This is a genomic window from Pedococcus sp. P3_C7 (genome assembly GCF_056402615.1).
In genome coordinates, this window is the sequence record NZ_JBFUHC010000004.1 from 182,897 (window position 1) to 207,124 (window position 24,228).

Annotated in this window: 27 protein-coding genes; 9 read left to right on the forward strand and 18 right to left on the reverse strand. The window is 70.2% G+C overall.

Annotation, left to right across the window (positions count from 1 at the left end):
• Window positions 1-42: 42 nt before the first annotated feature.
• Entirely contained in the window at window positions 43-1,014 is a 972-nt protein-coding gene (gene coaA / locus AC1DS4_RS06845) for a type I pantothenate kinase (RefSeq protein WP_477614751.1), read from the forward strand.
• A gap of 72 nt (window positions 1,015-1,086) precedes the next feature.
• Window positions 1,087-2,511: a class II fumarate hydratase gene (locus tag AC1DS4_RS06850; RefSeq protein ID WP_477614750.1), complete on the forward strand. Its 1,425-nt coding sequence runs from the start codon at window positions 1,087-1,089 to the stop codon at window positions 2,509-2,511.
• Between the two features lie 10 nt (window positions 2,512-2,521).
• Here AC1DS4_RS06850 and AC1DS4_RS06855 read toward each other — a convergent pair whose 3' ends face one another.
• From AC1DS4_RS06855 to AC1DS4_RS06865, 3 genes are all read right to left on the reverse strand, one after another.
• Window positions 2,522-3,271, reverse strand: coding sequence for an aggregation-promoting factor C-terminal-like domain-containing protein (locus AC1DS4_RS06855; RefSeq protein WP_477614749.1), 750 nt, complete (start codon window positions 3,269-3,271; stop codon window positions 2,522-2,524).
• 295 nt (window positions 3,272-3,566) lie between these two features.
• Window positions 3,567-4,895, reverse strand: coding sequence for a PhoH family protein (locus AC1DS4_RS06860; protein WP_477614748.1), 1,329 nt, complete (start codon window positions 4,893-4,895; stop codon window positions 3,567-3,569).
• A gap of 419 nt (window positions 4,896-5,314) precedes the next feature.
• Window positions 5,315-6,076: an isoprenyl transferase gene (locus AC1DS4_RS06865; protein WP_477614747.1), complete on the reverse strand. Its 762-nt coding sequence runs from the start codon at window positions 6,074-6,076 to the stop codon at window positions 5,315-5,317.
• Between the two features lie 99 nt (window positions 6,077-6,175).
• Between AC1DS4_RS06865 and AC1DS4_RS06870 the strand changes: the two genes are divergently transcribed.
• Together AC1DS4_RS06870 and trhA are read left to right on the forward strand one after the other, a co-directional pair.
• On the forward strand, window positions 6,176-7,051 hold the full coding sequence (locus tag AC1DS4_RS06870; protein WP_477633091.1) for a thioesterase family protein: 876 nt from the start codon (window positions 6,176-6,178) through the stop codon (window positions 7,049-7,051).
• Window positions 7,052-7,109: 58 nt separating this feature from the next.
• Window positions 7,110-7,814: a PAQR family membrane homeostasis protein TrhA gene (trhA, locus tag AC1DS4_RS06875; protein ID WP_477614745.1), complete on the forward strand. Its 705-nt coding sequence runs from the start codon at window positions 7,110-7,112 to the stop codon at window positions 7,812-7,814.
• A gap of 4 nt (window positions 7,815-7,818) precedes the next feature.
• Here trhA and AC1DS4_RS06880 read toward each other — a convergent pair whose 3' ends face one another.
• From AC1DS4_RS06880 to mca, 3 genes are read right to left on the reverse strand one after another with little or no spacing between them, the layout of a single operon-like run.
• Entirely contained in the window at window positions 7,819-8,202 is a 384-nt protein-coding gene (locus AC1DS4_RS06880; protein ID WP_477633090.1) for a VOC family protein, read from the reverse strand.
• Window positions 8,203-8,243: 41 nt separating this feature from the next.
• Window positions 8,244-8,519, reverse strand: coding sequence for a hypothetical protein (locus AC1DS4_RS06885; protein ID WP_477633089.1), 276 nt, complete (start codon window positions 8,517-8,519; stop codon window positions 8,244-8,246).
• The gene (gene mca / locus AC1DS4_RS06890) at window positions 8,516-9,451 is read right to left on the reverse strand and encodes a mycothiol conjugate amidase Mca (RefSeq protein WP_477633088.1); all 936 of its coding nucleotides are present in this window, start codon (window positions 9,449-9,451) and stop codon (window positions 8,516-8,518) included. The genes AC1DS4_RS06885 and mca overlap by 4 nt, the downstream gene beginning before the upstream one ends.
• A 95-nt stretch (window positions 9,452-9,546) precedes the next feature.
• Here mca and AC1DS4_RS06895 point away from each other — a divergent pair, with 95 nt between their 5' ends.
• Complete coding sequence (locus AC1DS4_RS06895) at window positions 9,547-9,912, forward strand: DUF4307 domain-containing protein (RefSeq protein WP_477633087.1); 366 nt, start codon at window positions 9,547-9,549, stop codon at window positions 9,910-9,912.
• On the opposite strand, the gene AC1DS4_RS06900 is transcribed toward AC1DS4_RS06895, so the two are convergent.
• A complete protein-coding gene (locus AC1DS4_RS06900) occupies window positions 9,868-10,314 on the reverse strand; it encodes a hypothetical protein (RefSeq protein ID WP_477614740.1) in 447 nt (148 codons plus the stop codon). The two genes, AC1DS4_RS06895 and AC1DS4_RS06900, sit on opposite strands and share 45 nt — an antisense overlap.
• 370 nt (window positions 10,315-10,684) lie before the next feature.
• Between AC1DS4_RS06900 and greA the strand changes: the two genes are divergently transcribed.
• Window positions 10,685-11,179: a transcription elongation factor GreA gene (gene greA / locus AC1DS4_RS06905; protein ID WP_477614739.1), complete on the forward strand. Its 495-nt coding sequence runs from the start codon at window positions 10,685-10,687 to the stop codon at window positions 11,177-11,179.
• Window positions 11,180-11,212: 33 nt separating this feature from the next.
• On the opposite strand, the gene ilvA is transcribed toward greA, so the two are convergent.
• From ilvA to AC1DS4_RS06940, 7 genes are all read right to left on the reverse strand, one after another.
• Entirely contained in the window at window positions 11,213-12,439 is a 1,227-nt protein-coding gene (ilvA, locus tag AC1DS4_RS06910; RefSeq protein ID WP_477614738.1) for a threonine ammonia-lyase, read from the reverse strand.
• A 62-nt stretch (window positions 12,440-12,501) separates the two neighbouring features.
• Window positions 12,502-13,359 carry an ABC transporter permease gene (locus AC1DS4_RS06915; RefSeq protein WP_477614737.1) on the reverse strand — a complete coding sequence of 286 codons (858 nt, stop codon included), beginning with the start codon at window positions 13,357-13,359 and terminating at the stop codon, window positions 12,502-12,504.
• Window positions 13,356-14,330 (reverse strand): ATP-binding cassette domain-containing protein, encoded by a 975-nt coding sequence (locus AC1DS4_RS06920; protein WP_477614736.1) that lies wholly within the window; start codon window positions 14,328-14,330, stop codon window positions 13,356-13,358. The genes AC1DS4_RS06915 and AC1DS4_RS06920 overlap by 4 nt, the downstream gene beginning before the upstream one ends.
• Before the next feature lie 192 nt (window positions 14,331-14,522).
• Entirely contained in the window at window positions 14,523-15,842 is a 1,320-nt protein-coding gene (locus tag AC1DS4_RS06925) for a glutamate mutase L (protein ID WP_477633086.1), read from the reverse strand.
• 58 nt (window positions 15,843-15,900) lie between these two features.
• A complete protein-coding gene (locus AC1DS4_RS06930; RefSeq protein WP_477614734.1) occupies window positions 15,901-17,088 on the reverse strand; it encodes a cystathionine gamma-synthase in 1,188 nt (395 codons plus the stop codon).
• Window positions 17,089-17,109: 21 nt separating this feature from the next.
• Window positions 17,110-17,574: an MOSC domain-containing protein gene (locus AC1DS4_RS06935; protein ID WP_477633085.1), complete on the reverse strand. Its 465-nt coding sequence runs from the start codon at window positions 17,572-17,574 to the stop codon at window positions 17,110-17,112.
• Window positions 17,571-18,581 carry a GNAT family N-acetyltransferase gene (locus tag AC1DS4_RS06940; protein WP_477614732.1) on the reverse strand — a complete coding sequence of 337 codons (1,011 nt, stop codon included), beginning with the start codon at window positions 18,579-18,581 and terminating at the stop codon, window positions 17,571-17,573. The genes AC1DS4_RS06935 and AC1DS4_RS06940 overlap by 4 nt, the downstream gene beginning before the upstream one ends.
• A gap of 105 nt (window positions 18,582-18,686) precedes the next feature.
• Here AC1DS4_RS06940 and msrA point away from each other — a divergent pair, with 105 nt between their 5' ends.
• Window positions 18,687-19,409: a peptide-methionine (S)-S-oxide reductase MsrA gene (msrA, locus tag AC1DS4_RS06945; RefSeq protein WP_477615300.1), complete on the forward strand. Its 723-nt coding sequence runs from the start codon at window positions 18,687-18,689 to the stop codon at window positions 19,407-19,409.
• Window positions 19,410-19,566: 157 nt separating this feature from the next.
• On the forward strand, window positions 19,567-20,055 hold the full coding sequence (locus tag AC1DS4_RS06950; protein ID WP_477614731.1) for an N-acetyltransferase family protein: 489 nt from the start codon (window positions 19,567-19,569) through the stop codon (window positions 20,053-20,055).
• Between the two features lie 71 nt (window positions 20,056-20,126).
• Here the strand turns inward: AC1DS4_RS06950 and AC1DS4_RS06955 are convergent, their stop codons facing one another.
• The 4 genes from AC1DS4_RS06955 to AC1DS4_RS06970 form a co-directional block, all read right to left on the reverse strand.
• A complete protein-coding gene (locus tag AC1DS4_RS06955) occupies window positions 20,127-20,582 on the reverse strand; it encodes a lamin tail domain-containing protein (RefSeq protein ID WP_477614730.1) in 456 nt (151 codons plus the stop codon).
• An 11-nt stretch (window positions 20,583-20,593) separates the two neighbouring features.
• Window positions 20,594-21,172, reverse strand: coding sequence for a DnaJ family domain-containing protein (locus tag AC1DS4_RS06960; protein WP_477633084.1), 579 nt, complete (start codon window positions 21,170-21,172; stop codon window positions 20,594-20,596).
• A 104-nt stretch (window positions 21,173-21,276) separates the two neighbouring features.
• The gene (locus AC1DS4_RS06965; protein WP_477614728.1) at window positions 21,277-21,840 is read right to left on the reverse strand and encodes a universal stress protein; all 564 of its coding nucleotides are present in this window, start codon (window positions 21,838-21,840) and stop codon (window positions 21,277-21,279) included.
• 12 nt (window positions 21,841-21,852) lie between these two features.
• Window positions 21,853-23,328, reverse strand: coding sequence for an MFS transporter (locus AC1DS4_RS06970; RefSeq protein ID WP_477624968.1), 1,476 nt, complete (start codon window positions 23,326-23,328; stop codon window positions 21,853-21,855).
• 167 nt (window positions 23,329-23,495) lie between these two features.
• Between AC1DS4_RS06970 and AC1DS4_RS06975 the strand changes: the two genes are divergently transcribed.
• Complete coding sequence (locus AC1DS4_RS06975) at window positions 23,496-24,221, forward strand: TroA family protein (RefSeq protein ID WP_477646011.1); 726 nt, start codon at window positions 23,496-23,498, stop codon at window positions 24,219-24,221.
• Window positions 24,222-24,228: the final 7 nt, after the last annotated feature.

The following is a 24,228-nucleotide window of genomic DNA, read 5'->3' on the forward strand; positions in this document are numbered from 1 at the left end:
CTCGCGGACTGCATCCAAGGGTCTGCGAGCCCGTGAGCAAGAATGGCGCCTGTGAGCCACCCCGCGAACGGCAACGGCGCCCTTCCCTCGCCCTACGTCGAGCTGGACCGTGCCGCCTGGGCCCGGCTGCGGGAGAACCAGCCGCTCAACCTCGACGCCGACGACGTGAGCCGGGTCCAGGGGCTGGGCGAGCGGGTCGACCTCGCCGAGGTCGAGGAGGTCTACCTCCCCCTCTCGCGCCTCCTGAACTTCTACGTCGGCGCCACGGCCGGGCTGCACCGGATCACGGGCGACTTCCTCGGCGAGAGCCCTGCCAAGACGCCCTTCGTGATCGGCGTCGCGGGGTCGGTCGCCGTGGGCAAGTCCACGACCGCTCGCCTGCTCAAGGAACTGCTGTCCCGCTGGCCGGGGACGCCTGAGGTCGAGCTCATCACGACCGACGGCTTCCTCTACCCCAATGCCGAGCTCGAGCGTCGGAACCTGCTGCAACGCAAGGGTTTCCCCGAGTCCTACAACCGTCGAGCGCTGCTGCGGTTCGTGGCTGAGGTCAAGTCCGGCAAGGCCGAGGTCAGCGCACCGGTCTACTCACACCTGACCTACGACATCGTGCCCGGCGAGCGCGTCGTCGTCCGCCAGCCCGACGTGCTCATCGTGGAAGGCCTCAACGTCCTGCAGGCGCCGCGGCTCCAGGAGGACGGACGCACCGGTCTGGCGGTGAGCGACTTCTTCGACTTCTCGGTCTACGTGGACGCCCACCTCGACGACATCCGGCAGTGGTACGTCGAGCGGTTCCTGCGCCTCCGCGAGACGGCCTTCGCCGATCCCCACTCGTACTTCCACCGCTACGCCGTGCTGTCCGACGAGCAGGCCCGCGACACCGCCGCGCGGATCTGGCGGGAGATCAACGAGGTCAACCTGCGCGAGAACGTGCTGCCCACCCGCAGCAGAGCGACCCTGGTGCTCGCCAAGGGCAAGGACCACAGCGTGCGTCGGATCCGCCTCCGCAAGCTCTAGCCGCCACACGCCGCGTAGCCGACCACGCGGCATACCTCACCCGAGGGCTGGGCTCGGGCGCATGATGGGGGTATGCCGTCCGCTTCCGACCGCGTGCAACCCACCGCCCCTGCCACACGCACCGAGCACGACTCGATGGGGGACGTGGAGGTGCCCGTCGACGCCCTGTGGGGCGCCCAGACCGCGCGTGCGGTCGAGAACTTCCCCATCTCCGGGCAGCCTGTTCCCGCCGGGGTGATCCACGCGCTCGCCCTGCTCAAGGCCGCCGCCGCCGAGGTCAACGCCGAGCTCGGGGTGGTCGAGCCCGCCATGGCTGGAGCCATCGCGGCCGCTGCCTCCGAGGTGGCGCAGGGCGGGCACGACGACCAGTTCCCCATCGACGTCTTCCAGACGGGGTCGGGCACCTCGACCAACATGAACGTCAACGAGGTCGTCGCCCGGATCGCTCACCTGGCCTCCGGCGACGCCGTCCACCCCAACGACCACGTCAACGCGGGGCAGTCGAGCAACGACACGTTCCCGAGTGCGCTGCGCATCGCAGCCACCCTGGCCGTGCACCGCGACCTCGCACCCAGCCTGAGGCACCTCGCCAAGGCGTTGCGGGCCAAGGAGACCCAGTTCGCCGAGGTCGTCAAGGCCGGCCGCACGCACCTCATGGACGCGGTGCCGGTCACGCTCGGACAGGAGTTCGGTGGCTATGCCAGGCAGGTCGAGCTGGGCGCCGACCGCGTCCTGGTCGCGGCGCAGGCGACGGCGGAGCTGCCCCTCGGCGGCACGGCGGCCGGGACCGGCCTGAACGCGGCACCGGGGTTCGCGCCGGCCGTCATCGAGCGGGTGAGCAGCCAGACCGGGGTGGACTTCCGGGAGGCCGCCGACCACTTCGAGGCCCAGTCCGCGCAGGATGCCGTCGTCGAGCTCAGCGGGGCGCTCAAGGTCGTCGCCGTGAGCCTGACCAAGATCTGCAACGACCTGCGCTGGATGTCCTCCGGTCCACGGTCGGGTCTCGGCGAGATCCACCTGCCCGACCTGCAGCCCGGGTCGAGCATCATGCCCGGCAAGGTCAACCCGGTGCTGCCGGAGGCCACCCTGATGGCCTGCGCCCAGGTCATCGGCAACGACACGACCATCACGGTGGCCGGCGCCTCGGGCGCCTTCGAGCTCAACGTCATGCTGCCCGTGATGGCACGCAACATCCTCGAGTCCGCGGCACTGCTGGCAGCGACGTCCAGGCTGTTGGCCGACCGCTGCGTCGCGGGTATCGAGGCGGACGTCGAGCGCGCCAGGGACCTGGCCGAGGGCTCTCCGTCGATCGTCACCCCGCTGAACCGCTACATCGGCTATGAGGCCGCTGCCGCTGTGGCCAAGCAGTCGATCAAGGAGCGACGCTCCATCCGCGACGTCGTGATCGAGCGCGGCCACGTGGCCAGCGGCGAGCTCACTGAGCAGCAGCTCGACGAAGCGCTCGACGTGCTCGCCATGACCCGACCGCCACGCTGAGCGGTGTGGCTCAGTACCAGTGCGGGGAGCGGCTCTGCCACGCGTTCAACGCGCCACACGGCGTGCCGTACGAGCTCTTGATGTACTGCAGGCCCCAGCGGATCTGGGTCGCCGGGTTGGTCAGGTAGTCCGAGGCGACGGTGCCCATCTTGGAGGCGGGTAGCGACTGCGGGATGCCGTAGGCGCCGGACGAGGAGTTGGTGGCCTTGTAGTTCCAGCCGCTCTCGCCCATCCAGAGGCTGTCGAGGCAGCTCCACTGGCCCTGGTCGAACCCGAACTCGGGGAGGAGCGCGCGAGCAGCGGCGCGGGGGTCGCTCTGGGCGTTCTCGAGGATGGCCTGCTTCTTGGCCTCGAGCGCCTTGCGGGCCTTGTCGCGGGCCACCTTCTCGGCGGCCTCGCGGCGCGCGGTGGCGGCGGCCTGGGCCGCGGCAATCGCGGCGATGCGGTCCTTCTCCTGGGCCGCGGCCATGCTCGCGTTCGTCTCGTTGCGGTCAGCGGCCAGCCGAGCGGTGTCCTCGATCTGGGCATCGGCGAGCTCGTTGGCCTGGGCGATGGCCTCGGTGCTCACCGTGAACGCGGCAGCGCCGGTCTGTCGCTGGTCCGCCGCCTGGTAGCCGGCAGCGGTCGTGGCGATGACCGCGAGCAGCACGCTCGAGGTCACCGCGGGGCGGCGGATCGCCTTGGTGAGGCCGGAGGATCGAGAGGCTTTCCTGCCGTGGGCCGCACCGTTGCGGTGCCGTCCCTGGTAGGGCTGACTCATACGGGTTCCTCCAAAGGAAAGGCCACCGCATGCGTGGTGGCCTTTGTCGATGCCGGGGGGTGTCGTTGCCAAGTCGCCCAACAGGCTTGCTACAGCCCAACAGACAGCGTCCCGGCACGTTATGAAACCGAGACTTTACCCGACCTTGGAAGTCGAACTCCAATCGCCTTCATACCACTGGTGCTCCTGTGACAGGTGTGACACCAGATTCACCCATTTGGGGGAGGCACACCGCCCTCTGAGCAGGGCGGTGTGCCTCCGGACACATCGGCAGCGACTCCGCGCCAGGCGTCCCTCAGACCTCGAGTCCCTCGAGCAGGTCAGTCACCAGCGCCGCAATCGGGCTGCGCTCGCTGCGGGTGAGGGTGACGTGGGCGAACAGCGGGTGCCCCTTGAGCGCCTCGATGACAGCGGCCACCCCGTCGTGCCGACCGACCCGCAGGTTGTCCCGCTGCGCGACGTCGTGCGTCAGCACCACCCGTGAGTTCTGGCCGATGCGCGAGAGCACGGTGAGCAGCACGTTGCGCTCCAGGCTCTGCGCCTCGTCGACGATGACGAACGCGTCGTGCAGCGAGCGACCCCGGATGTGGGTCAGCGGCAGGACCTCGAGCATGCCCCGGTCCATGATCTCCTCGACGACCTCGTGCGAGACCAGCGCTCCCAGGGTGTCGAAGACCGCCTGGGCCCACGGCCCCATCTTCTCGGACTCCGAACCAGGCAGGTACCCCAGCTCCTGGCCCCCCACGGCATACAGGGGGCGGAAGACGACGACCTTGCGGTGCTGGCGCCGCTCCATGACCGCCTCGATGCCGGCGCACAGCGCCAGCGCGGACTTGCCGGTGCCGGCCCGCCCGCCCAGGGAGACGATGCCCACGTCGGGGTCGAGCAGGATGTCGAGGGCGATCCGCTGCTCGGCGCTGCGGCCGTGCAGCCCGAACGCGTCGCGGTCGCCGCGCACCAGCCGGATCTGCTTGTCGGCGCCGACCCGCCCCAGACCGCTTCCCCGCGGCGAGAGCAGGACCAGGCCGGTGTGGCAGGGCATCTCGGCGGCCGCCGCGTTCTCGATGCGGCCGTGCTCGTAGAGGGAGTCCATCTCGACGGTGGTGACGTCGAGCTCGGCCATGCCGGTCCAGCCGGAGTCGACGGCGAGCTCGGCGCGGTACTCCTCCGCGTCGAGCCCGACGGCCGACGCCTTGACCCGCATCGGCAGGTCCTTGCTGACGACGGTGACGGCGAACCCCTCGTCGGACAGGTTCTTGGCGACCGACAGGATCCGGGTGTCGTTGTCCCCCAGCCGGAAGCCGGCCGGCAGCGAGCTCGGGTCCGTGTGGTTGAGCTCGACGCGCAGGGTGCCCCCCACGTCCCCGACGGCCACAGGCGCATCGAGCCGCCCCTCGCTCATGCGCAGGTCGTCGAGCAGCCGCAACGCCTGCCGCGCGAAGTACCCCAGCTCCGGGTGGTGCCGCTTGGCCTCGAGCTCGGTGACGACCACGACCGGGAGCACGACCTCGTGCTCCTTGAACCGCAGCATGGCGCGCGGGTCGGACAGCAGGACAGAGGTGTCGAGCACGAACGTCCGGAACGCGGGCGCCTGGGGCTTGCCCTTCACCTTCGGCACCGGCATGGCGCGAGAGGCCCCTGGGGTGACCGACGTGCTGGCGGTGCGCGGCGATGAGCTGAAGGAGGTACGACGGGTGCTGTCGTGGTTCGAGGCCAATGTCTCTCCTTGGCACAGCGCGCGCTTCGGCGCGATGCGCCTACTCGCGAACGAGGTGCCGGGACCAGGCTCTCCCACTGCGGTGGAGCCGGTTCCGGCCCTCCGCTCGGAGCTGGATTCGCTCCATAGGTCGGCCTCCCCGAACGTGGGACGGGTGCCCCGCGTCACTACGGACGGTACGACCGTGTGGGGCTTCCACGACGCAACCACGCCGCATGTCCTCACATGTCATCCAGAGTTGACCCGACCGGCCGAGGGAGCCCTCGGGCGTTGGTATGCCACGTGGTCGCCCAGTTGCCCATGAGCGCCCGGTCTGCGGTCAGCTGCTAGCTGCCGAACCTGCGGTTGCGTTCGGCGTAGGCCCGTAGGGCGCGCAGGAAGTCGACGTGCCGGAAGTCGGGCCAGTAGGCCTCGCAGAAGTAGAACTCGCTGTGCGCGCTCTGCCAGAGCAGGAAGCCGGACAGCCGCTGCTCGCCCGACGTGCGGATGACGAGGTCGGGGTCCGGCTGACCCTTGGTGTAGAGGTGCTCGGCGATGTGCTCGACCTGGAGCGTCTCGGCCAGCTCCTCGATCGTGGTGCCGTTCGCGGCGTGCGCGACGAGCATCGACCGGACGGCGTCGGTGATCTCCTGGCGTCCGCCGTACCCCACGGCGACGTTGACCGTCATGCCCTTGACGCCCTCGGTGAGGTCGGCGCTCTCCTTGAGGCGGCGCGCGGTCTCGGCCGGCAGGAGGTCCAGCGACCCGACCGGGTTGATCACCCAGCGCTTGGTCTGGGCCAGGTCGCTCACGGTGTTCTCGATGATCGACAGCAGTGGGACCACCTCGGCCGCAGGCCTGCTGAGGTTGTCGGTGGACAGCAGCCACAGGGTGACCACCTCGACCCGCGCCTCCTCGCACCAGTCCAGGAATCCCGCGATGTTGTCCGCTCCGGCCTGGTGCCCTTCCTTGGTGCCGTGGCCACGGGCCTTGGCCCAGCGGCGGTTGCCGTCGAGCATCACGCCGACGTGCCGGGGAAGGGTCTCCCGCGAAAGGCGACGACTCAGTCGTCGCTCGTACGCGGCATACAGGAGGTCGGACAACGCCACGGCCACTCCTCGCCTTCTCCCGAACTGCACTCGACCCTCTCGGTCCCAACGCACCACGCTACCCCCGCGCGCCCCGCGCGGTCAGGCAGGATGGCGACCATGTCGCTCGCTCCCGGATCCTTCTACGACCTCGACGCGACGGAGGCGGGAAGCAGCACCGTGACCGCCACGCCCCACACGGCGGGACCGTGGTCGGCGGACGCCCAGCACGGTGGGCCACCCATGGCACTGATGGCGCGTGAGGCGGAGCGCGTGGGCGACGGGTCGCGGGTGGTCGCCCGGGTGACCTGCGACCTGCTCGGACCGGTACCGGTGGGGAGGCTGCGGGTGAGCGCGCGCGTGGCCCGCCCCGGGCGGTCCGTGGAGCTGGTCGAGTGCGAGCTCGTCGACGTGGCCACCGGGCGTCCGGTGGCGCGGGCGGCACTGTGGCTGGTGCCGCGCGTCGAGTCGGGGCCGGTGACGGGGCTTCCCGTGCCCCCGCCGGGACACGCCGAGGGCGTCCAGCACGGTATGCCGCGTGGCTGGCACCCCGGGTACCTCGACGCGATCGAGTGGTCGTGGGTCGACGGCGCTCTGGAGCACCCCGGACCGGCCACGGTCTGGATGCGTCCGCGCGTGACCCTCGTGCCCGGCGAGCCGCTGTCACCGCTCCAGCGGTTCCTCGTGTGCGTCGACTCCGCCTCGGGGGCCAGCGCGGCCCTGGACATCCGCGACTGGCAGTTCATGAACACCGAGCTCACCGGCCACCTGATCCGCGAACCCGGCGGGGAGTGGATCGGCCTCCGCGCCCAGACCATCCTGGGCGGCGCCGCTGCGGGCCTGGCGCAGGCCGAGGTGTTCGACGAGCACGGCTTCGTGGGCCGGACGGCGCAGGCGCTGCTGGTGCGACCGGCGGTGGCGGTGGGTGCGGCTCCTGCGGCTCCTGCGGCCAGCGATGCAGGAGCGACGGACGGTCGGTCTTCGAGCACCGCCTGAGGCCGACCTCACAACCTACGCTCAGGTAACCTACGCAACCGTAGGTTACAGTGGTGGCATGACTACGGCACCCGCCCCTCGCTCCCAGCAGGGCCCACTCGAGTCGGTCGTCGCTGCGGTGAAGCCGCACCTGCGCGGCTGGCTGCACGCCGGCATGGTCCCCCTCGCCCTCGCGGCAGGCATCGTCCTGATCGCCCTGGCCCCCACGACTCCCGCGCGCATTGCCGCCGCGGTCTTCAGCGTCACCGCCTGGCTCCTGTTCGGCACCTCTGCGGTCTACCACCGCGGCAACTGGTCGCCGAAGGTCGCCGGCATCCTGAAGCGGATGGACCACTCCAACATCTTCCTGATCATCGCCGGCACCTACACGCCCTTCACGCTCCTGCTCCCCCGCGACGACGCCCGGACCATGCTGATCATCGTGTGGTCCGGTGCCATCGCCGGAGTGCTGTTCCGCGTCTTCTGGGTCGGCGCCCCCCGCTGGCTCTACACCCCGGTCTACGTCGCGCTCGGGTGGGTCGCGGTCTTCTACCTCGGCCCGCTCCTCAAGTTCGGCGGTCCGGTCATCGTCACCCTGATCGCCGTCGGCGGCCTGCTGTACACGCTGGGGGCCCTCGTCTACGGCATCAAGCGGCCGAACCCCTCACCGCGCTGGTTCGGGTTCCACGAGATCTTCCACACCCTGACCGTCGCCGCGTTCACGGTGCACTACATCGCGGCGTCCATGACGGTCTACGGCGCCGGCGCCGGCTCACCCAGCTGACGCGTCAGGCTTGCGGCGCGGTCTCCCAGAGACCCACGATGTTGCCCTCGGTGTCCTTGAAGTAGGCCGAGAAGCCCATCGAGGCAACGGGCTCCTTGGGTGACAACACGGCACCGCCGGCTGCCTCGACCCGGGCCAGCGTGGCGTCGATGTCCTCCACGTCGATGACCACGGTCGGCGAGGCGAGGGTGGTCGACCGCTGGCCCATTCCCCCGTTGATGTACCCGGGTTCGGTCGGTCCCTGGTCACCGCTCGGGCCCGTGGACACCATCGTGTAGTCCATGCCGGGGTAGGACTGCAGGTCCCATCCGAACAGGTCGCCGTAGAACGCGCGGGCCCGCTCCCCATCGTCGTAGGGGAGCTCGAAGTGGACGATGCGACCGCTCATGACGGGGCCTCCCTGGGTCGGCGCCCCGCCAGGGCGGAGCGCTACGTTCTGGACTCCCCAGTCTGCCCCTCGGGGCCGTCGGCGTCACCGCTGTCGGGGGGCAGTTCCGGCTGCTGCCCGCCCGACCCGTCCTTGCGGGACTTCTTGACGGCGGCCTCGGCCTCGGCCTCGCGCTGGAGCTCTTCGGCACGGTAGGACATCCGTCGCATCCGGGCGTTCATGTTGCGCATGAGGAGGTAGAGCGCGACCGCCAGCACGAAGAAGGCGACGAAGCCCCATAGTCCGGGCGAGACCATCGCCGAGGGCGCGCCGTTCACGAGGTCACCTCGCGGCGCCCGTCGTAGGCGAGCTCCAGGTCGCCCCTGGTCGCGAGCTCGTCGCCCGTGGCCGCGTCCGGGATGCCCGCGAAGAGGTCGTCCTCGACGGGAATGACGGGCAGGTACGACAGGGCCGCCTCGAAGTCCTCGGTCGGCCAGACGCTCACCTGCATCTCACGCGGCACGCGGAACCAGGCGCCGTCCGGGTCGATCTGCGTCGCGTGCGCCAGCAGCGCCTGGTCGCGCTGGTCGAACCAGTCGGCGCAGTGCACGCGCGTGGTGATGGTGCGGGCCTTCTCCGGGTCCCAGTCCTTGAGCCAATCGGCATACGGACTCTCGACGCCCTGCTCCAGCAGCGCGTCGTGGAAGGCGGCGTACTTGGCCCGGTTGTGCGAGTTGTAGTAGAGCTTCAGCGGCTGCCACGGCTCACCGGCATGGGGGTATGCCGAGGCGTCGCCTGCCGCCGCGAAGGCCGCCATCGACACCGTGTGGGTCATGATGTGGTCCGGGTGGGGGTAGCCGCCGTTCTCGTCGTACGTCGTCACGACGTGGGGGCGGAACCGGCGGATCTCGCGGACCAGGGCTTCGGTCGTCACCTCGACCGGCTCGAGGGCGAAGCACCCATCGGGGAGCGGCGGCAACGGGTCACCCTCGGGAAGACCGGAGTCGACGAAGCCCAGCCACGTGTGCTGGACACCGAGGATCTCCTGGGCGCGCTTCATCTCGTCACGGCGGACCTGCGCGAGGTCCCGCTCGATGTGGGGGTCGCCCTTGAGCCGGGGGTTCAGCACATCGCCCCGCTCGCCACCCGTGCACGAGACCACGAGCACGTCATACCCCGTGGCGGCGTACCTCGCCATCGTCGCCGCACCCTTGCTCGACTCGTCGTCGGGGTGCGCGTGCACCGCCATCAGTCGCAACCGGTCAGCCACCTGCACAACCTCATTCGTCCATCGCCGACAATGGTCCTCCGGAGTCACCAGACGTCCGGACCGTTTGCCATCCTCTCACCCGCGGAAGGTCACCCATGCCGCTCCCCCGTCCCGCACCCGGCACCGGTCGCTGGTGGGTGATCGGCACGATCGGCTGCACCATCGGGGTCGCCCTCGCGGTCTGGCTCGGGCTGGCCAACAGCCTGGGCGCCGTCACGTGGACCGACACCGACTACAAGGTGCTCGACGACCGCAGCGTGCAGGTCGGTTTCGACGTGCACCGGTCCCCCGCCCAAGCCGTCACATGCACGGTCCAGGCGCAGGACACGGCACACGGCGTCGTCGGAGTGCTCGAAGTCCGGGTGCCACCGTCCGCGGAGCGGTCGGTGCACCAGCAGGTGGTGGTACGCACCGCGTCACGGGCCGTCGGCGGCAGCGTCCGCAGCTGCGCGGCCTCCTAGGCGCACGAGGGAGACCAGCCGTCCGAGGGCGAGCCCGCCGACCGACGTCGTGACCGCCAGCAGGAAGTACTGGAACGCCGCGAGCCCTGGCGTGAGCTCGTCGTTGCCCAGGCCGCCGTCGAAGAACCCGGACACCACGCTGACCAGGCAGGCGGCGGCCAGCAGTCCGGAGGCCCCGATGGCCACCCGCCCGGGCGATCGCGTGGCGAGCCAGACGAGCAGCAGCTGCGCGAGGATCATCGGCACCGGCGCCGCCAGCAGGGCCTCCGGGCCCCAGGCCTCACCCCAGGTGTTGACGCCGGCGCGGACCGCGAGGAGCCCGCCAGTGAGGTCGGTCGCGAGGAGGATCGCCATGGCGATCCGCAGCCCGCGAGTCGTGGTGGTGGGAGTGGTGACGGACATGCTGGGTCTCCTTGGTTCTCGGACGGGCCTTCCCCGTCAAGGCAGCAGCGTGCCGGGGCTCACTTGGGGCCGACTTCGGGCTTGCTTGGACGAAGGCCACCCCACCCCGTCTGACCTGCGAAGATACCGGCTCGGCCCCCGAGGTGGGCCAACCAGCCGACGCGATGCCGCGGCATACCGGAGCCACTGTCCACGAACTCGGCGAAATGGACCCTTTCGAGCGCGGCGATGTAGTCTTGTCCTTTCACCGAGCGGTCTGGACCCGACACTGCGATGCCACTGCGAACGTGGTCGGGGTCCGGGCCGCTGTGCGTACCACCATCTCCGAGACGCGTCCGCGTCCGGCGGAGACCCGAACAAGGAGTACACCGTGAGCGAGACCGCGACCCCCACCGCGAGCTACCTGACCCAGGAGGCCTTCGACCGTCTGAAGGCCGAGCTGGACCAGCTCTCCGGCACCGGCCGTACGGAGATCGCCAAGAAGATCGAGGCCGCCCGCGACGAGGGCGACCTGAAGGAGAACGGCGGCTACCACGCGGCCAAGGAGGAGCAGGGCAAGATGGAGGCCCGCATCCGCCAGCTGACCCAGCTGCTCGAGAACTCCATCGTGGGCACCAAGCCGGCCGATGACGGTGTCGTCGAGCAGGGCATGGTCGTGACCGTCGAGATGTTCGGCGACGACGTCACGTTCCTGCTCGGCTCGCGCGAGATCGCCGACGGCACCGACCTCGAGGTCTACAGCGAGAAGTCGCCCCTCGGCGCTGCCATCAACGGCAAGAAGGCCGGCGACAAGGCGTCCTACAAGGCCCCCAACGGCAAGACCATCCAGGTCCGCGTCAAGTCAGCGACGCCCTACACCGCGTGAGCGTCTGCGCCCTTCGCGGCCCAGGCATGCCGCTCAGCTGAACTTGAGCTCGTAGCCGTGGCCGCGCAGGGTGCGCAGGACCTCGTCGCAGTGCTCCTTGCCCCGGGTCTCGAGCTGCAGTCCGATCTCGACCTCGTCGACCGTGATCGTGGTCCCGGTGCGGATGTGCTCGACCTCGAGGACGTTGGCGTCGACGGCCGCACAGTCGGCGAGCAGCTTCGCGAGGTGGCCGGGTCGGTCCGAGACCCGCACGCGGAACTGCAGGTAGCGTCCGGCTGCCGCCATGCCGTGCCGGATGATCCGCAGCAGGAGCAGCGGGTCGATGTTGCCGCCTGAGAGGACCGCCACCACTGGTCCGTCGAGCTGCTGCTGACCTGCCTTGTCGAGCAGGTGGGCGACCGCCGCCGCGCCCGCGGGTTCGACGACCAGCTTGGCGCGCTCGAGGGTGAACAGCAGGGCCCGCGACAGCTCCTCCTCGCTCACCGTCTCGATCGCGTCGACCAGTTCGCGGACGAGGGCATAGGGCACGTCACCCGGCATCCCGACGGCGATGCCGTCGGCCATCGTCTGCATGTTCTCGTAGGCGACCGGCTTGCCCGCCGCCAACGACAAGGGGTATGCCGCGGCCTGCTCGGCCTGCACGCCGATGATCCGCACGTCGGGGCGGGCAGCCTTGACGGCGACGGAGATCCCGGCGAGCAGGCCCCCGCCGCCGGTGCTGACCACGATGGTCTTGACGTCCGGGCACTGGTCGAGGATCTCCAGCCCGGCGGTGCCCTGACCGGCCACGATGTCGCGGTGGTCGAAGGGGTGGATGAGGACCGCTCCGTTGTCCGCCTCCCACGTGCGGGCCTTGACCAGGCACTCGTCGATCGTGGTGCCGACCTGCTCGATGGAGGCTCCGTAGGCCTTCGTCGCGAGCAGCTTGGGCATGGGCGCGCCATGAGGCATGTAGACCTTGACGTCGATGCCGAGCAGCTGACCAGCCAGCGCGACGCCCTGGGCGTGGTTGCCGGCGCTGGCCGCGACCACGCCGCGCGCCTTCTCCTCGTCGGAGAGCCTGGCCATCCGGGTGTAGGCGCCCCGGATCTTGAAGGACCCGGCGCGCTGGAGGTTCTCGCACTTGAGGAAGACCTCGGCGCCGACTCTGTCGGAGAGCGCTCGGCTGTACTCGAGGGGCGTGGGACGGACGATGCCACTGAGCAGGTCTTGCGCAGCGCGCACGTCGTCGAGGGTGACAGACAGCGTCGGTGATGCCATGGCCGGAAGGCTAGTCCCTTCCACGGCACCCCGACGCCATCGGTGGGTCAGCCCCGGGTGACCTAGCCCTGCGTGCGCTTGTTGAAGGCGCGGATGGCCAGCGGGGCGATGACCAGGGTCAGTCCGATGGTCCAGATCAGCGTGGTCACGACCGGGTGGTGCATCGGCAGCTGGGCATCGGCCGGCACCGGGATGTCGTTGCCCCACAGCTGACGCACCGCCTGCACGAGCGACGAGATGGGGTTCCACTCGGCGATCACCCGCAAGGCGTGCGGCATGTTGTCGGTCGGCGCAAAAGTGTTGGCCAGGAAGGTGATCGGGAACATGGTCGTGAACATGAGTCCGTTGACCGCCTCGACCGACCGCATGGCCGATCCGACGAGGATGCCGATCCAGATCATGGCGAAGCCCCACAGCAGCAGGAGCGCATAGGCCAGCACGGCCTCGGCGAAGCTGCCCCGGATCCGCCAGCCGACGAACAGGCCGGTGACGGACATGACGAGGATGCCGATGCTGGAGTGCATCAGGCTGGAGATGCTCCGACCCACGAGCACGGCCGAGGGGTTGATCGGGAGCGACCGCATGCGGTCGACGATGCCCTTGTCGATGTCGGCGGTCAGGCCGACGGCGACGATGAAGGACGCGAAGGCGATGGTCTGCCCCATGATCCCGCCCATCAGCCACTCCCGGTAGCCGGCGGGCGAGCCCTGCACCGCGATGGAGCCGCCGAACACGTAGGCGAACAGCAGGACGAACATCACCGGCTGGATGGTGACGTCCATCAGCATCTCGGGCATCCGCTTGATGTGGATGAGGTTGCGTCGCGTGATCGCGAGGGACTGCCGCAGCAGGCCGGTCGGCTTGATCTCGGGGCGGGCGATGCCGCTCGCCGACCTGCGCGTGGTGGTGTCGGTGGTCATGACGCCTGCTCCTGGTCGGTGTCGGTGGCAACGTTCTCGGCCCGGTGGCCGGTGAGGTGGAGGAACACGTCGTCGAGGCTCGGTCGCTTCAGGCCGAGGTCGTCGAGCTCGATCGCGCTGTCCTCGAAGATCGCGGCGATCCGCGTCATGTCGCGCAGTCCCTCGGCCGGCGCCGTGAGCTGGCGGGCGGCCTCGTCGACGTGGACCTCGGAGACGCGCTGGCGCAACATCTCGGCGGCAGTCTGGAGGTCCTCCGCGCGCGACACCGTGAGCACCAGGCTCGCCTTGCCGCTGCGGTCCTTGAGCTCGAGAGGGGTGCCCTCGGCGATGATCTGGCCCCGGTCGATGACGACGATGCGGTCGGCGAGCTGGTCGGCCTCCTCGAGGTACTGCGTGGTGAGCAGCAGCGTGGTGCCGTCCTGGACGAGCCCACGCAACACCTCCCACAGCTCAACACGGCTGCGGGGGTCGAGCCCGGTGGTGGGCTCGTCGAGGAAGAGGACGGGCGGCGTGGCGATGAGGCTGACGGCGAGGTCGAGCCGACGACGCATGCCACCGGAGTAGGTCTTGACGGTCCGGTCGGCCGCCTCCGTCAGCGAGAACCGCTCCAGCAGGTCGGCGCCCGCCCCCTTGACGTAGGACGACGACAGTCCGTAGAGGGACCCGATCAACCGCAGGTTCTCGCGGCCGGTCAGCAGCTCGTCGACCGTGGCCGCCTGGCCGGTGAGGCCCATGGACCGGCGCACCGCGTCGGGCTCGCGCAGCACGTCGTGCCCCGCGACCCTGGCCGTGCCGCTCGTGGGCCGGGCCAGCGTCGTCATCATCCGCACCGTCGTCGTCTTGCCGGCGCCGTTGGGACCGAGCAGCCCCAGCACCGACCCCTCGGGCACCGAGAAGCTCACGTCGTCGACGGCCGTCTGGTCACCGAATCGCTTGACGAGGTGCTCGGCCTCGATCGCCAGGGCTGTCATGCCTCGACCCTAGGCCGGGGTCTGCTTGCACAACCAGTCATTTTCCAGTCCTCCAATTCGCGTTATATCGCGTTGGTCGAGACACGTTATATCGCGTCCGTCTCCTGGCCCGCAACCCCGCTTCCGCCCCGCCCGCCGCCGCTACCCCGCACACCCCGCAGCAGCTCCCCTGCACACCCCGCTGGACCGACGCTACGCCCCACCACCGACAACGGCCTTCGCCAGGGCCCGCGCGGCGACCGGGTGCCTCTCGCGCAACAGGCCCACCGCAAAGAGCAGGTATGCCGTGTCGGTCACCAGGGCAGCCTCCCGAGGAACCTTCCAGCCGCCGGCGTGGTCGCTCCTGACCGACTGCAGCACCTCTTCGCGCCCAACGGACGTGGCGTGCCGGAGCACCCCTCCGGAGCCGATCACGACCTGGACGTCGGCCAGCGGCCGGGGCCCGGCACCGGGCCCGGGCGGTCGGGCGTGACGCCGCACTGCGACCACTGCTGCGGCCCGTGCCAGGGCGAGGTCCATCGCCCACTCGTCGCCCCCCTCCGGAAGGTGACCGGTGTCGCGGACCAGGCGCGCGGCATACCCGTCGATGCCTGGGGGGAGGGGCACCTGCTCACGGTGGGCGGCCTCGACGATCCCCTCGGCGTTCCACCGCATGCCGAGGTCTGCCTCCACGGTCCGTGCGTGCCACAGCGGGGCGACCACGTCCTTGGCCAGTCCGGCGTCCTCACCCTGCGGTCGCAGCGCGGAGTAGACGTCGGTGGTCGCTCCCCCGATGTCGACCACCATGACGTCACCGTCGAGGTGTTCGGCCAGGACGGCGACCCCGTCGAGGACGGCGTCAGGGGTGGGGGCCTGCACCATCGCCGCGAAGTCCGGCCCCTTGGACAGGCCCTTGCCGCCGATGACGTGGTCGAGGAAGACCTGCCTGATCGCGGCGCGGGCCGGCTCGGGGACGATGACGCCGATGGCCGGCAGCACGTTGTCGGCCATGGTAAACGAGCGCCCCGTCGAGGACAGGATCGCGGCGACCTCGGCCTGGACATCGGCGTTGCCCGCCACGACGACAGGTGCTCCGATGCGAGCCTTCGCCAGGCGAGATGCGTTGTGCAGCAGCACTTCTCCGTTGCCGCCGTCCGTGCCACCCACGAGCAGCACGAGGTCGGGGCGGCTGTTCCTCAGTTCCCGGACCCCGTCACCGGACAGCGGTCCCGACGTCACGTGGGACACCCGCGCGCCGGCGCTCAGCCCGACGCGGTGGCCGGCCTGCGCAGTGACGTCCCGCTCGTAGCCCACGACGGCCAGCCGCAGCCCGCCCCCCGCACTCGAGCACGCGAGCACCTCGTCGACGGGGCCGTGGACCGCGAGCTCCGCGCGCAGGGTGCGGTAGCCGTCCAGGACATCGGTGCCGATCGTCGTCGGTGTGGAGGACGTGGCGACGACCGACCCCGACCCGTCGACGAGGACGGCCTTGGTGAAGGTCGACCCGAAGTCGACACACAGCAGCTGCGCCACGTCGTTGGCCCGATCCCCGCTCGCCCGTTGGTCGTTCGCCCGATGCCCGCTGGGCCGGTCAGCCGAGCCGGTCGAGCGCCTGCTGGAGGTCGGCGATGAGGTCCTCGACGTCCTCGATGCCCACCGAGAGACGGATCAGGTCGGCCGGCACCTCCAGCTCGGTGCCCGCGACGGAGGCGTGCGTCATCCGGGCCGGGTGCTCGATGAGGGACTCGACCCCGCCGAGGGACTCGCCGAGGGTCCACAGCTGGGTCTCGCCACAGACCTTGACGGCGACGTCCTCGCCGGCCTTGACCTGGAACGAGATCATGCCGCCGAACCGCTTCATCTGGCGCTTGGCGACCTCGTGCCCGGGGTGGCTCTCGAGCCCCGGGTAGTGGACCGCGCTGACCGCCGGGTGGCTGAGCAGGAAGTCGACCACGCGCTCGGCGTTGTCGCTGTGCTGCTCCATGCGGAGCGCGAGCGTCTTGAGACCCCGCAGGACCAGCCAGGCGTCCATCGGGCCGGCGACCGCACCCATCGAGTTCTGATGCGTTGCAACGCGATCCACCGCGTCCTCGAAGCCGGGAACGGTGATGTCGTTGCCCACGACGACGGCGCCACCGACGACGTCGGAGTGGCCGCCGCAGTACTTGGTGGTGGAGTGCGTGACGATGTCCGCCCCGAGCGACAGCGGCTGCTGGAGGTAGGGCGACGCGAACGTGTTGTCGACGACGAGCAGGGCGCCCGCCTCGTGCGCCACCTCGGCGAGGGCGGCGATGTCGGCGATGCCGAGCAAAGGGTTGGTCGGCGTCTCGACCCAGACGATCTTGGTCAGCCCCGGGCGGATCGCCGCGCGCACCGACTCGACGTCGGCGATCGTGGCGATCGTGTGCTCGATGCCCCAGGTCGCCAGCACCGTGTTGAACAACCGGTAGGTGCCGCCATAGGCGTCGCTGGGCACGACGACGTGGTCGCCGGGCTTCAGCAGGGCGCGCAGGACGGTGTCCTGGCCCGCGAGGCCCGACGAGAACGCGAACCCGCGAGCGCCCCCCTCGAGGGCGGCGAAGCACTCCTCGAGGGCGGTGCGGGTCGGGTTCGCGGAGCGGCTGTACTCGTAGCCACCGCGGAACCCACCGATCCCGTCCTGCTTGTAGGTGGAGACCTGGAAGATCGGGGTGATGACCGCCCCGGTGCCGAGGTCGGGCTCCTGGCCCGCGTGGATCGCACGCGTGGCGAAGCCCTGGTTGCTGCTCTGCTCGCTCATGGCCGCAAGGCTAGCCTCCGCTCAGGACTGCTCCCTCACCACCGGGTCACCCACGCGGACCACTCCGCCCTCCATGATCCGGAAGACCGTGCCGCCTCGTGCGTGCAGTGCCTTCATGGCTCCCGGCCCGATCAAGTCGTCCATCAACCGGCAGGGCGCGGCGGGGCGGACCACCTCGAGGAGGGCCTCCCCCATCCGGACCCGGGTCCCCGGGCGACCGGGCACGGGGCCGCCGGACACCGTGATGTTGCGACGAGTGGCTCCGGGTTCGACGGGGGCTCCGAGCTCGCGGCTCGCCTCGGTCAGCGCAGCCTCCGACTGCACCGTGACGTGGCGATGCCTCGACCCGTGGTAGCGGTCCCCCACCAGCCCCGCTCCGGCCTCCGCCACGACCGAGTCGACGGACCTCATCGGCAGCTTGGTGGCCTTCGCGACGTGGATGGACACCACCGTCCCGAGATCGACGTCCACCGGGTCGTCGTTCACGGTGTCACCTTCTGCCACTCGCGCATCATCGCGTCGTTCACGAAGCCGATCACCTGGTTGACGTTCAGCATGGGGGCGTTGTCGTCGGCGTTCCAGGTGCGGACGCTCCTCGTGGCAGGAGACTCCTGCATGAGCGAGAGCGTGCCGGCGGCCTTCATGCGCAGGCCGAGGCGGTGCCCCCGGTGCTCGCGCACCACGAGCGTGTCCTGCTGGAATGCCACCGCCGGGTTCTCGCGCGGCACCTGCACCTGCGTGTAGCCGACCAGCTCGCCGGTGGCCTGGTGCACGGCATACGTGTCCACGACCCGGCGGCCCATGGCCGCGATCCGCTCGTAGTCGCCGCGCACGCGCTCCTCGTCCCAGCGCTCCTCCTCGAGCTGGAGGTCGCCCATCGGGATGTCGGTGCTCATCCGCCGGCTCAGCTCCGCGCGCCCCGCCAACCACGCGTCAGGTATGCCGTCCCAGCAGGTCTGCACGACGTAGCCGTCCGCCTCGTCCCCGGCCAGCGCGGCTTCCAGGCGCCCGCGGTCCGCCGGGAGGGACAGGGAGCTGCGCATCACGGTCTGGGCGACGGCATACCCGTGCGGCGCAGCAAATTCCTCGCCGCTCTCGTCCCGCGCACCCACGGGCCACTGCGTCTCTGCGAGGAAGACGGAGCGACCATGCCCGCGGGCGGCGGCCTCGGTGTGGTCGAGCAGTGCGCTGCCGACCCCGCGGCGACGGTGGTCGGGATGGACCACGACGAAGACCATGGCCTGCGACAGGTTGTCGTGCTGCGGCATCGCGAGGCCTGCGGCGCCGACCACGGTCCCGGCGTCGTTGACGGCTGCCCAGGGGATCCGGCGTCGGTCGGTGCTGCGACCCATCTCGCGCAGCTCGTCAGCCGAGTGGGCCGTGTGGTCCGGGCCGAACTGGTGTCGGCCGTCCGCGGCGAAGACCTCGGCCCAGTCGTCGAAGAGCTGCCGCTGGGTGTCGTCCGGGTCCTCGATCAGGGTGATGGTGACCATGCCACCACCCTGCCCGGGCCAGCGCCCTCTGCGCCAACCGTTTCGCAGCGCCTTGGCGCCCGAGCACGGAACAGTCGAGAGCCGGGGCGCGTTGGACCGGTCGTGATATTCGGATCGCGTGCCAAGACGACCCTGCCCACCGCCGAGACCGCCCTGCGAGGACGCGAGACGCGTCCGTTCCACATCGCTGACGACCACGTCGTCCTGCACACCCCGCTCGAGGGTCCGTGGCCGGACGGCACCGAGGTGCTCTACATCGCGATGGGGTGCTTCTGGGGTGCGGAGCGCATCTTCTGGAGGCAGCCCGGCGTCGTCACGACGGCGGCCGGCTACATGGGTGGGCTGACGCCGAACCCGACCTACGAGGAGACCTGCACCGGCCTCACCGGCCACGCCGAGGCGGTGCTCATCGCCTACGACCCGGAGCAGACCACGCCGGAGCTGCTGCTCAAGGAGTTCTGGGAGAACCACGACCCGACCCAGGGCAACCGGCAGGGCAACGACATCGGCACGGCCTACCGGTCCGCGATCTACTGGACCACGCCGGACCAGCAGCGGGCCGCGGAGGCGACACGTGAGGCGTTCCAGAAGGTGTTGTCGGACAACGGGTTCGGCACCATCACGACGGAGCTGCGGTCAGCCGAGGACGCGGGCGCGTTCTACTATGCCGAGGACTACCACCAGCAGTACCTCTACAAGAACCCCGGCGGCTACTGCAACCACGGACCCAACGGCATGACCTGCCCCGTCGGGCTGGTGAAGCAGGACCAGCTCCCGTCGCAGGAGAGCGTCCTGCGCGTCAACGACTCGAGCGACCTCAGCGGCTGACTCGAGAGCCGCGCGTCGCGCTCCTGGACGCGCGTCAAGGTTCGGGAAGCGGAATGCGCCTTCAGAAATGCGAAGGCGCATTCCGCTTTCTGGATTTCAGTCCCCACCGGGGAGGTGCAACGCCCGCTGCGGTGGGCGCGCGGCATACGGTGACGCCGTGCAGATCCGTGACATCGCCGACTCCGACCTCGACGCCTTCGTGCCGATCTTCCGCGAGGTCGTCGACGCCGGTGAGACCTACGCCTACCCGCCCGACCTCTCCGACGAGCAGATCCGCGACCTGTGGTTCGAGGACGCGCCAGGGCGATCGGTGGTCGCGGTCGACGACGACGGCACCCTGCTGGGCAGCGCGAAGATGGGGCCCAACCGACCCGGGCGCGGCTCGCACATCGGGACGGCGAGCTTCATGGTGGGATCGGCGGCGCGCGGCCACGGTGTCGGGCGCGCCCTGGCCGAGGACATGGTGGCCTGGCACCGGCGGGAGGGCTTCGCCGCGATCCAGTTCAACGCCGTGGTCGAGACCAACACCGCGGCAGTCCGGCTGTGGCGGGACCTCGGCTTCAGGATCCTCGCAACGGTCCCAGCAGCCTTCGAATCCAGGACCCACGGCCGGGTCGGACTGCACCTGATGCTGCTCGAGCTCTGACGTCCGTGGCGTTCTCCTTGGGGGCATCATGATCTCGGCGCGCCTGACCCACCGCCAGGGCGCCCCCCAGCTCAGCGACTCACGCGGTACGCGGCACCGATGTCGGCGAAGGTCCAGGAGTCCTTGAGGACGCCCTTGCTGTCGCGCAGGTAGGCCGAGTCACCAGTGTTGTTCCAGACGTACCAGGTGCGGTTGTAGTAGCGCTTGGTGCTGGTGGCGGCTCCCTTGCCGGTGTAGACGTAGACCGATGCCTTGGCCTTCAGCGTGAACGTCGGGAACCGGTAGGTGTAGCCCTGCTTGTCCTTGAGCGTCCAGCCGGTCAGCGAACGGTTTGTGGCCGTGGTGTTGGTGATCCGCACCCACTCGGTGTTGAGGCTGGCGTTGGATCCGGTGTCCGATCCCGGTGAGTCGTACTGGATCTGGGTGATCCGGATGGCGGGGACCGCCGCGTCGGCGGATGCCGAAACGAACAGCCCCACAGCGAGGGCGACGGCGGGCACGACGGGGAGGGCGAGACGAGAGCGCATGGGGCGAAAGACTAGGCGCGGCCCGGCTCCCGGCCTGTCGAGTTCGCACCTTTTGCCCGGAGCTCGGTCCGAACGGACGACCCCCCTGACCTGCGCCGCAAGAGCCGACTGACCCACGAAGGGCCCCGCCGGTCCCGCGCTGACGCCGCCGGCTCCGCGCTGGCCGGGTCGGCCGCAGTGGACTCGCGAGCGGCTTCGCGGAGAGCACGCCACTGCCCCACCAGGTCGTCGACGTCGACCAGCGGCGCCCAGATCGGGTAGCGCGGCCCGACACCGGGTCGGAGCCGGTCGATCTTCACGCGGTGGTTGTAGTCGTCGAGCACGGCACGGACGCTGGCCTCGGTCCGCAGGTCGAGCAGCGACGCGGGGAACCCGGCCGCCTCCTTGCGCAGCGCCAGCGGGGGTGACAGCGCGCCGGACAGGTCGAGGTGCTCCCGCTCGGCCAGCCGCCTGACCCACCAGTCCGGGTCCTCACGTTCCGGGTCACCGAGTCTGCGCAGCGGCTTGCCCGAGCCGGGCAGGTTGTCGAACTCCCCGCGTTCCTGCGCCTCACGGATGGCCCGTTCCACCGGAGATTCCCAGTTCTCCATGGTGCCAACCTAACTCGCGCAGCCACCGACGAGGTATGCCGCGTGGGCGAGCACGTGGGCGACCACGCCGGCGAGCATGCGGGTGACCACGCGGCATACCTCGTCTAGGTGGGTGGGGCGGGGTGGCTCAGGCCGGGCCGCCCGGCGCGGCCGGCTGCCTCGGTGACGTTGCGGGCCACGCTCCCGGCGGCACGCTCGAGCGGCGTGCGGGGGGCTCCCGAGACGCTCGGCGGCATGACCACCACCGGGCAGCTCGCACCGTTGACCAGGCGCATGGCAAACCCCGGGAGGGTCGTGAGGTCGAGCCGTCGGGGTGCGTCGATGACCAGCAGGTCCGCGTGCTCAGCCGCCGCGAGCAGGCCGACGCGCTTGCCGCCGGGGACCAGCCGGACCTCGACGCCGTGCCCACCTCCGAGCACCTCGGCCACATCGGCCTGCAGGTCGGCCAGCGCCTGCTCCTGCGCGGCGCCGGCGTCCTCGGTGATCGGCGCCGGGGTGACCCTGGATGCCGTCTGCGGGGGCGTGGGCCGCCACGCGCGCACGGCCACGACGCGCCCGCCGCGCAGGGCCGCCAGCTCGGTGGCCCAGTGCAGCGCGGTGGGCGACTTGGAGGTCGCGCTGACCCCGACCACGATCGTGTAGGGCTGCATCTCGTCGAGAACTCCCATCAACACCACCTCCTACGCGCGGACCGGCTCGGACTGCGGATCGTCGTCGCTGACCTTGCTCAACGGGTCGGCGATGTCCTCCAGCCCCTTGCCCTCGGCGTCGACCCCGATCCGGATGGCGACCAGGCCGCCGACGAGCATGATCGCCGACGCCAGGACGTAGCCCCAGAACAGCGGGGTGCGCTCCTTGCCCTCTCCCACGAGGGCGCCGAACAGGACAGGCCCCAGGGCGCCAAAGATCTGGCCGATGGCGAAGAAGTACGAGATGGCCTGGCCGCGCACCTCGAGCGGGAAGATCTCGCTCACTGTCAGGTAGGCCGAGGACGCTCCCGCCGAGGCGAAGAAGAACGACACGCACCAGAAGATCGTGTGCGTCGTCGCGTTGAGCGTGCCGGCCTTGAACAGGAACGCCGACACCAGCAGCACCAGTCCGGCGATCATGTACGTCGCGAAGATCATCTTGCGCCGGCCGATGGTGTCGAAGAGGTGGCCGAGCAGCAGCGGTCCTGCGAGGTTGCCGACGGCGAACGGGATGAAGTAGATCGCGGCCGCCGACTTGTCCAGGTGGTAGAAGTTCTGCAGCACCAACGCATACGTGAAGAAGATGGCGTTGTAGAGGAAGCTCTGCGTGATCATCATCGTCAGGCCGAGCACGGTACGGGACGGGTACTTCTTGACGAAGACGTGGAGCAGGTCACGGAAGGGGATGCTCTCCCTGGCCTTGATGCTCATCGCCTTGTCCTCGTCGACCGGGGCCAAGGTCTTGCCCTGGGCCTCCACCGACGCCTCGATCTCGTCGACGATGCGTTCGGCCTCCTCGCCCTGGCCGTGGGTCACCATCCAGCGCGGGCTCTCGGGGATGTGCCGGCGCAGCCAGATGATGATCAGGCCCATCACCGGTCCGATGAAGAAGGCCACCCGCCACCCGACGTTCTCGGCGACGTGGTCGGTGTCCAGCAACCAGAAGCTCGCGAAGGCGCCCAGCAGCGCGCCCGCCCAGTAGGTGCCGTTGACGGCGATGTCGACCCGGCCGCGGTACTTCGCCGGGATCAGCTCGTCGATGGCGGAGTTGATCGCGGTGTACTCGCCGCCGATGCCCAGACCTGCCACGAACCGCCACAGGTAGAGGAACCACGGCGTCCAGGCCAGACCTGCGATGCCCGATCCGATCAGGTAGATGGCCAGGGTGATGATGAACAGCCTCTTGCGGCCGAGCCGGTCGGTGAGGCGGCCGAAGGTGAGCGCCCCGACGACCTGGCCGATGAGGTAGATCGTGCCCGCGAAGCCGACCTCAGTGGAGCTCATGTGGAGGCTGTCCTGGAAACCCGCGTTGGACACGAGCTGGATCTCGAGCCCGTCGAGGATCCACGAGACGCCCAGACCGACCACCACCAACCAGTGGAACCGGGCCCAGGGCAGCCGGTCCATCCTGATCGGGATCAGGCTCCGCACCGCCTCGGACTCGGTCGGGACTGCTGCTGTCGTCATGGGCCACTCCTCGCTCTTCACGTCAGGTGGTTGCGCAACGCACCCGACGGGAGAACCTACGCGCGGTTCGTCCGATTCGCACGTTGAACAATGCCCTGACCTGCGCAAACACGCGCGCGACCCACCTTGAACACCCCTGCGGCGCCTCCCTGCGTAGGGTCTGGTCCATGCGAATCGTGTCCCTGCTCCCCTCGACGACGGAGATCCTCTTCGCCATCGGGGCAGGCGACCAGGTCGTCGGCGTCACCTTCGAGTGCGACACCCCGGTCGAGGCGCGCACGCGCACGATCGTCTCGACGACGGCCATCCCCGAAGGCCTCTCGCCCCGCGACATCGACGCCTTCGTGAGCAAGGCGATGGCTGCCGGCGAGGACCTCTACCACCTCGACGCGGGGGCCCGCCCCGCCCCCACCGGTTGCGAGGGCAGCGCCGGTCGGCTCGTGGCCGGCCTGCGCCAACGCCTGTATGCCGTGGAGCAGGCAGTGCGCGGGGCGCCCAGACCGCGGGCCCTGGTCCTCGAGTGGACCGACCCCGCCTTCGCCCCGGGTCACTGGGTGCCCGAGATGGTGACCCTCGCTGGCGGCCTCAACGCGCTCGGCACGGCCGGCGAGAAGTCGGTCCGGGTGACCTGGGAGGCCGTCCGGGAGAGCGCGCCGGACGTGATCGTGTGCGCCCCCTGCGGCTACGACCTCGAGGGCTCGGTTGCCTTGGCACGCAAGGCGATCGACGACGGCGAGCTGCCACCCGGCATACCTGTCTGGGCTGTCGACGCGAACGCGAGCTTCGCGCGTCCCGGTCCTCGCCTCGTCGACGGTGTCGAGGCGCTGGCCGCGGTCCTGCACCCCGAGGCGACGCAGCCGCCGCGCCAGGACATGGCACGACGGCTGCGATAGACCTGCC

Bases quoted from the DNA above. Each gene is read 5' to 3' on its own strand.
- coaA (WP_477614751.1), top strand. From the start codon at position 43: ATGGCGCCTGTGAGCCACCCCGCGAACGGCAACGGCGCCCTTCCCTCG.
- AC1DS4_RS06850 (WP_477614750.1), top strand. From the start codon at position 1,087: ATGCCGTCCGCTTCCGACCGCGTGCAACCCACCGCCCCTGCCACACGC.
- AC1DS4_RS06855 (WP_477614749.1), bottom strand. From the start codon at position 3,271: ATGAGTCAGCCCTACCAGGGACGGCACCGCAACGGTGCGGCCCACGGC.
- AC1DS4_RS06860 (WP_477614748.1), bottom strand. From the start codon at position 4,895: ATGCCGGTGCCGAAGGTGAAGGGCAAGCCCCAGGCGCCCGCGTTCCGG.
- AC1DS4_RS06870 (WP_477633091.1), top strand. From the start codon at position 6,176: ATGTCGCTCGCTCCCGGATCCTTCTACGACCTCGACGCGACGGAGGCG.
- trhA (WP_477614745.1), top strand. From the start codon at position 7,110: ATGACTACGGCACCCGCCCCTCGCTCCCAGCAGGGCCCACTCGAGTCG.
- AC1DS4_RS06880 (WP_477633090.1), bottom strand. From the start codon at position 8,202: ATGAGCGGTCGCATCGTCCACTTCGAGCTCCCCTACGACGATGGGGAG.
- AC1DS4_RS06895 (WP_477633087.1), top strand. From the start codon at position 9,547: ATGCCGCTCCCCCGTCCCGCACCCGGCACCGGTCGCTGGTGGGTGATC.
- AC1DS4_RS06900 (WP_477614740.1), bottom strand. From the start codon at position 10,314: ATGTCCGTCACCACTCCCACCACCACGACTCGCGGGCTGCGGATCGCC.
- ilvA (WP_477614738.1), bottom strand. From the start codon at position 12,439: ATGGCATCACCGACGCTGTCTGTCACCCTCGACGACGTGCGCGCTGCG.
- AC1DS4_RS06915 (WP_477614737.1), bottom strand. From the start codon at position 13,359: ATGACCACCGACACCACCACGCGCAGGTCGGCGAGCGGCATCGCCCGC.
- AC1DS4_RS06920 (WP_477614736.1), bottom strand. From the start codon at position 14,330: ATGACAGCCCTGGCGATCGAGGCCGAGCACCTCGTCAAGCGATTCGGT.
- AC1DS4_RS06930 (WP_477614734.1), bottom strand. From the start codon at position 17,088: ATGAGCGAGCAGAGCAGCAACCAGGGCTTCGCCACGCGTGCGATCCAC.
- AC1DS4_RS06940 (WP_477614732.1), bottom strand. From the start codon at position 18,581: ATGGTCACCATCACCCTGATCGAGGACCCGGACGACACCCAGCGGCAG.
- AC1DS4_RS06955 (WP_477614730.1), bottom strand. From the start codon at position 20,582: ATGCGCTCTCGTCTCGCCCTCCCCGTCGTGCCCGCCGTCGCCCTCGCT.
- AC1DS4_RS06960 (WP_477633084.1), bottom strand. From the start codon at position 21,172: ATGGAGAACTGGGAATCTCCGGTGGAACGGGCCATCCGTGAGGCGCAG.
- AC1DS4_RS06965 (WP_477614728.1), bottom strand. From the start codon at position 21,840: ATGGGAGTTCTCGACGAGATGCAGCCCTACACGATCGTGGTCGGGGTC.
- AC1DS4_RS06970 (WP_477624968.1), bottom strand. From the start codon at position 23,328: ATGACGACAGCAGCAGTCCCGACCGAGTCCGAGGCGGTGCGGAGCCTG.
- AC1DS4_RS06975 (WP_477646011.1), top strand. From the start codon at position 23,496: ATGCGAATCGTGTCCCTGCTCCCCTCGACGACGGAGATCCTCTTCGCC.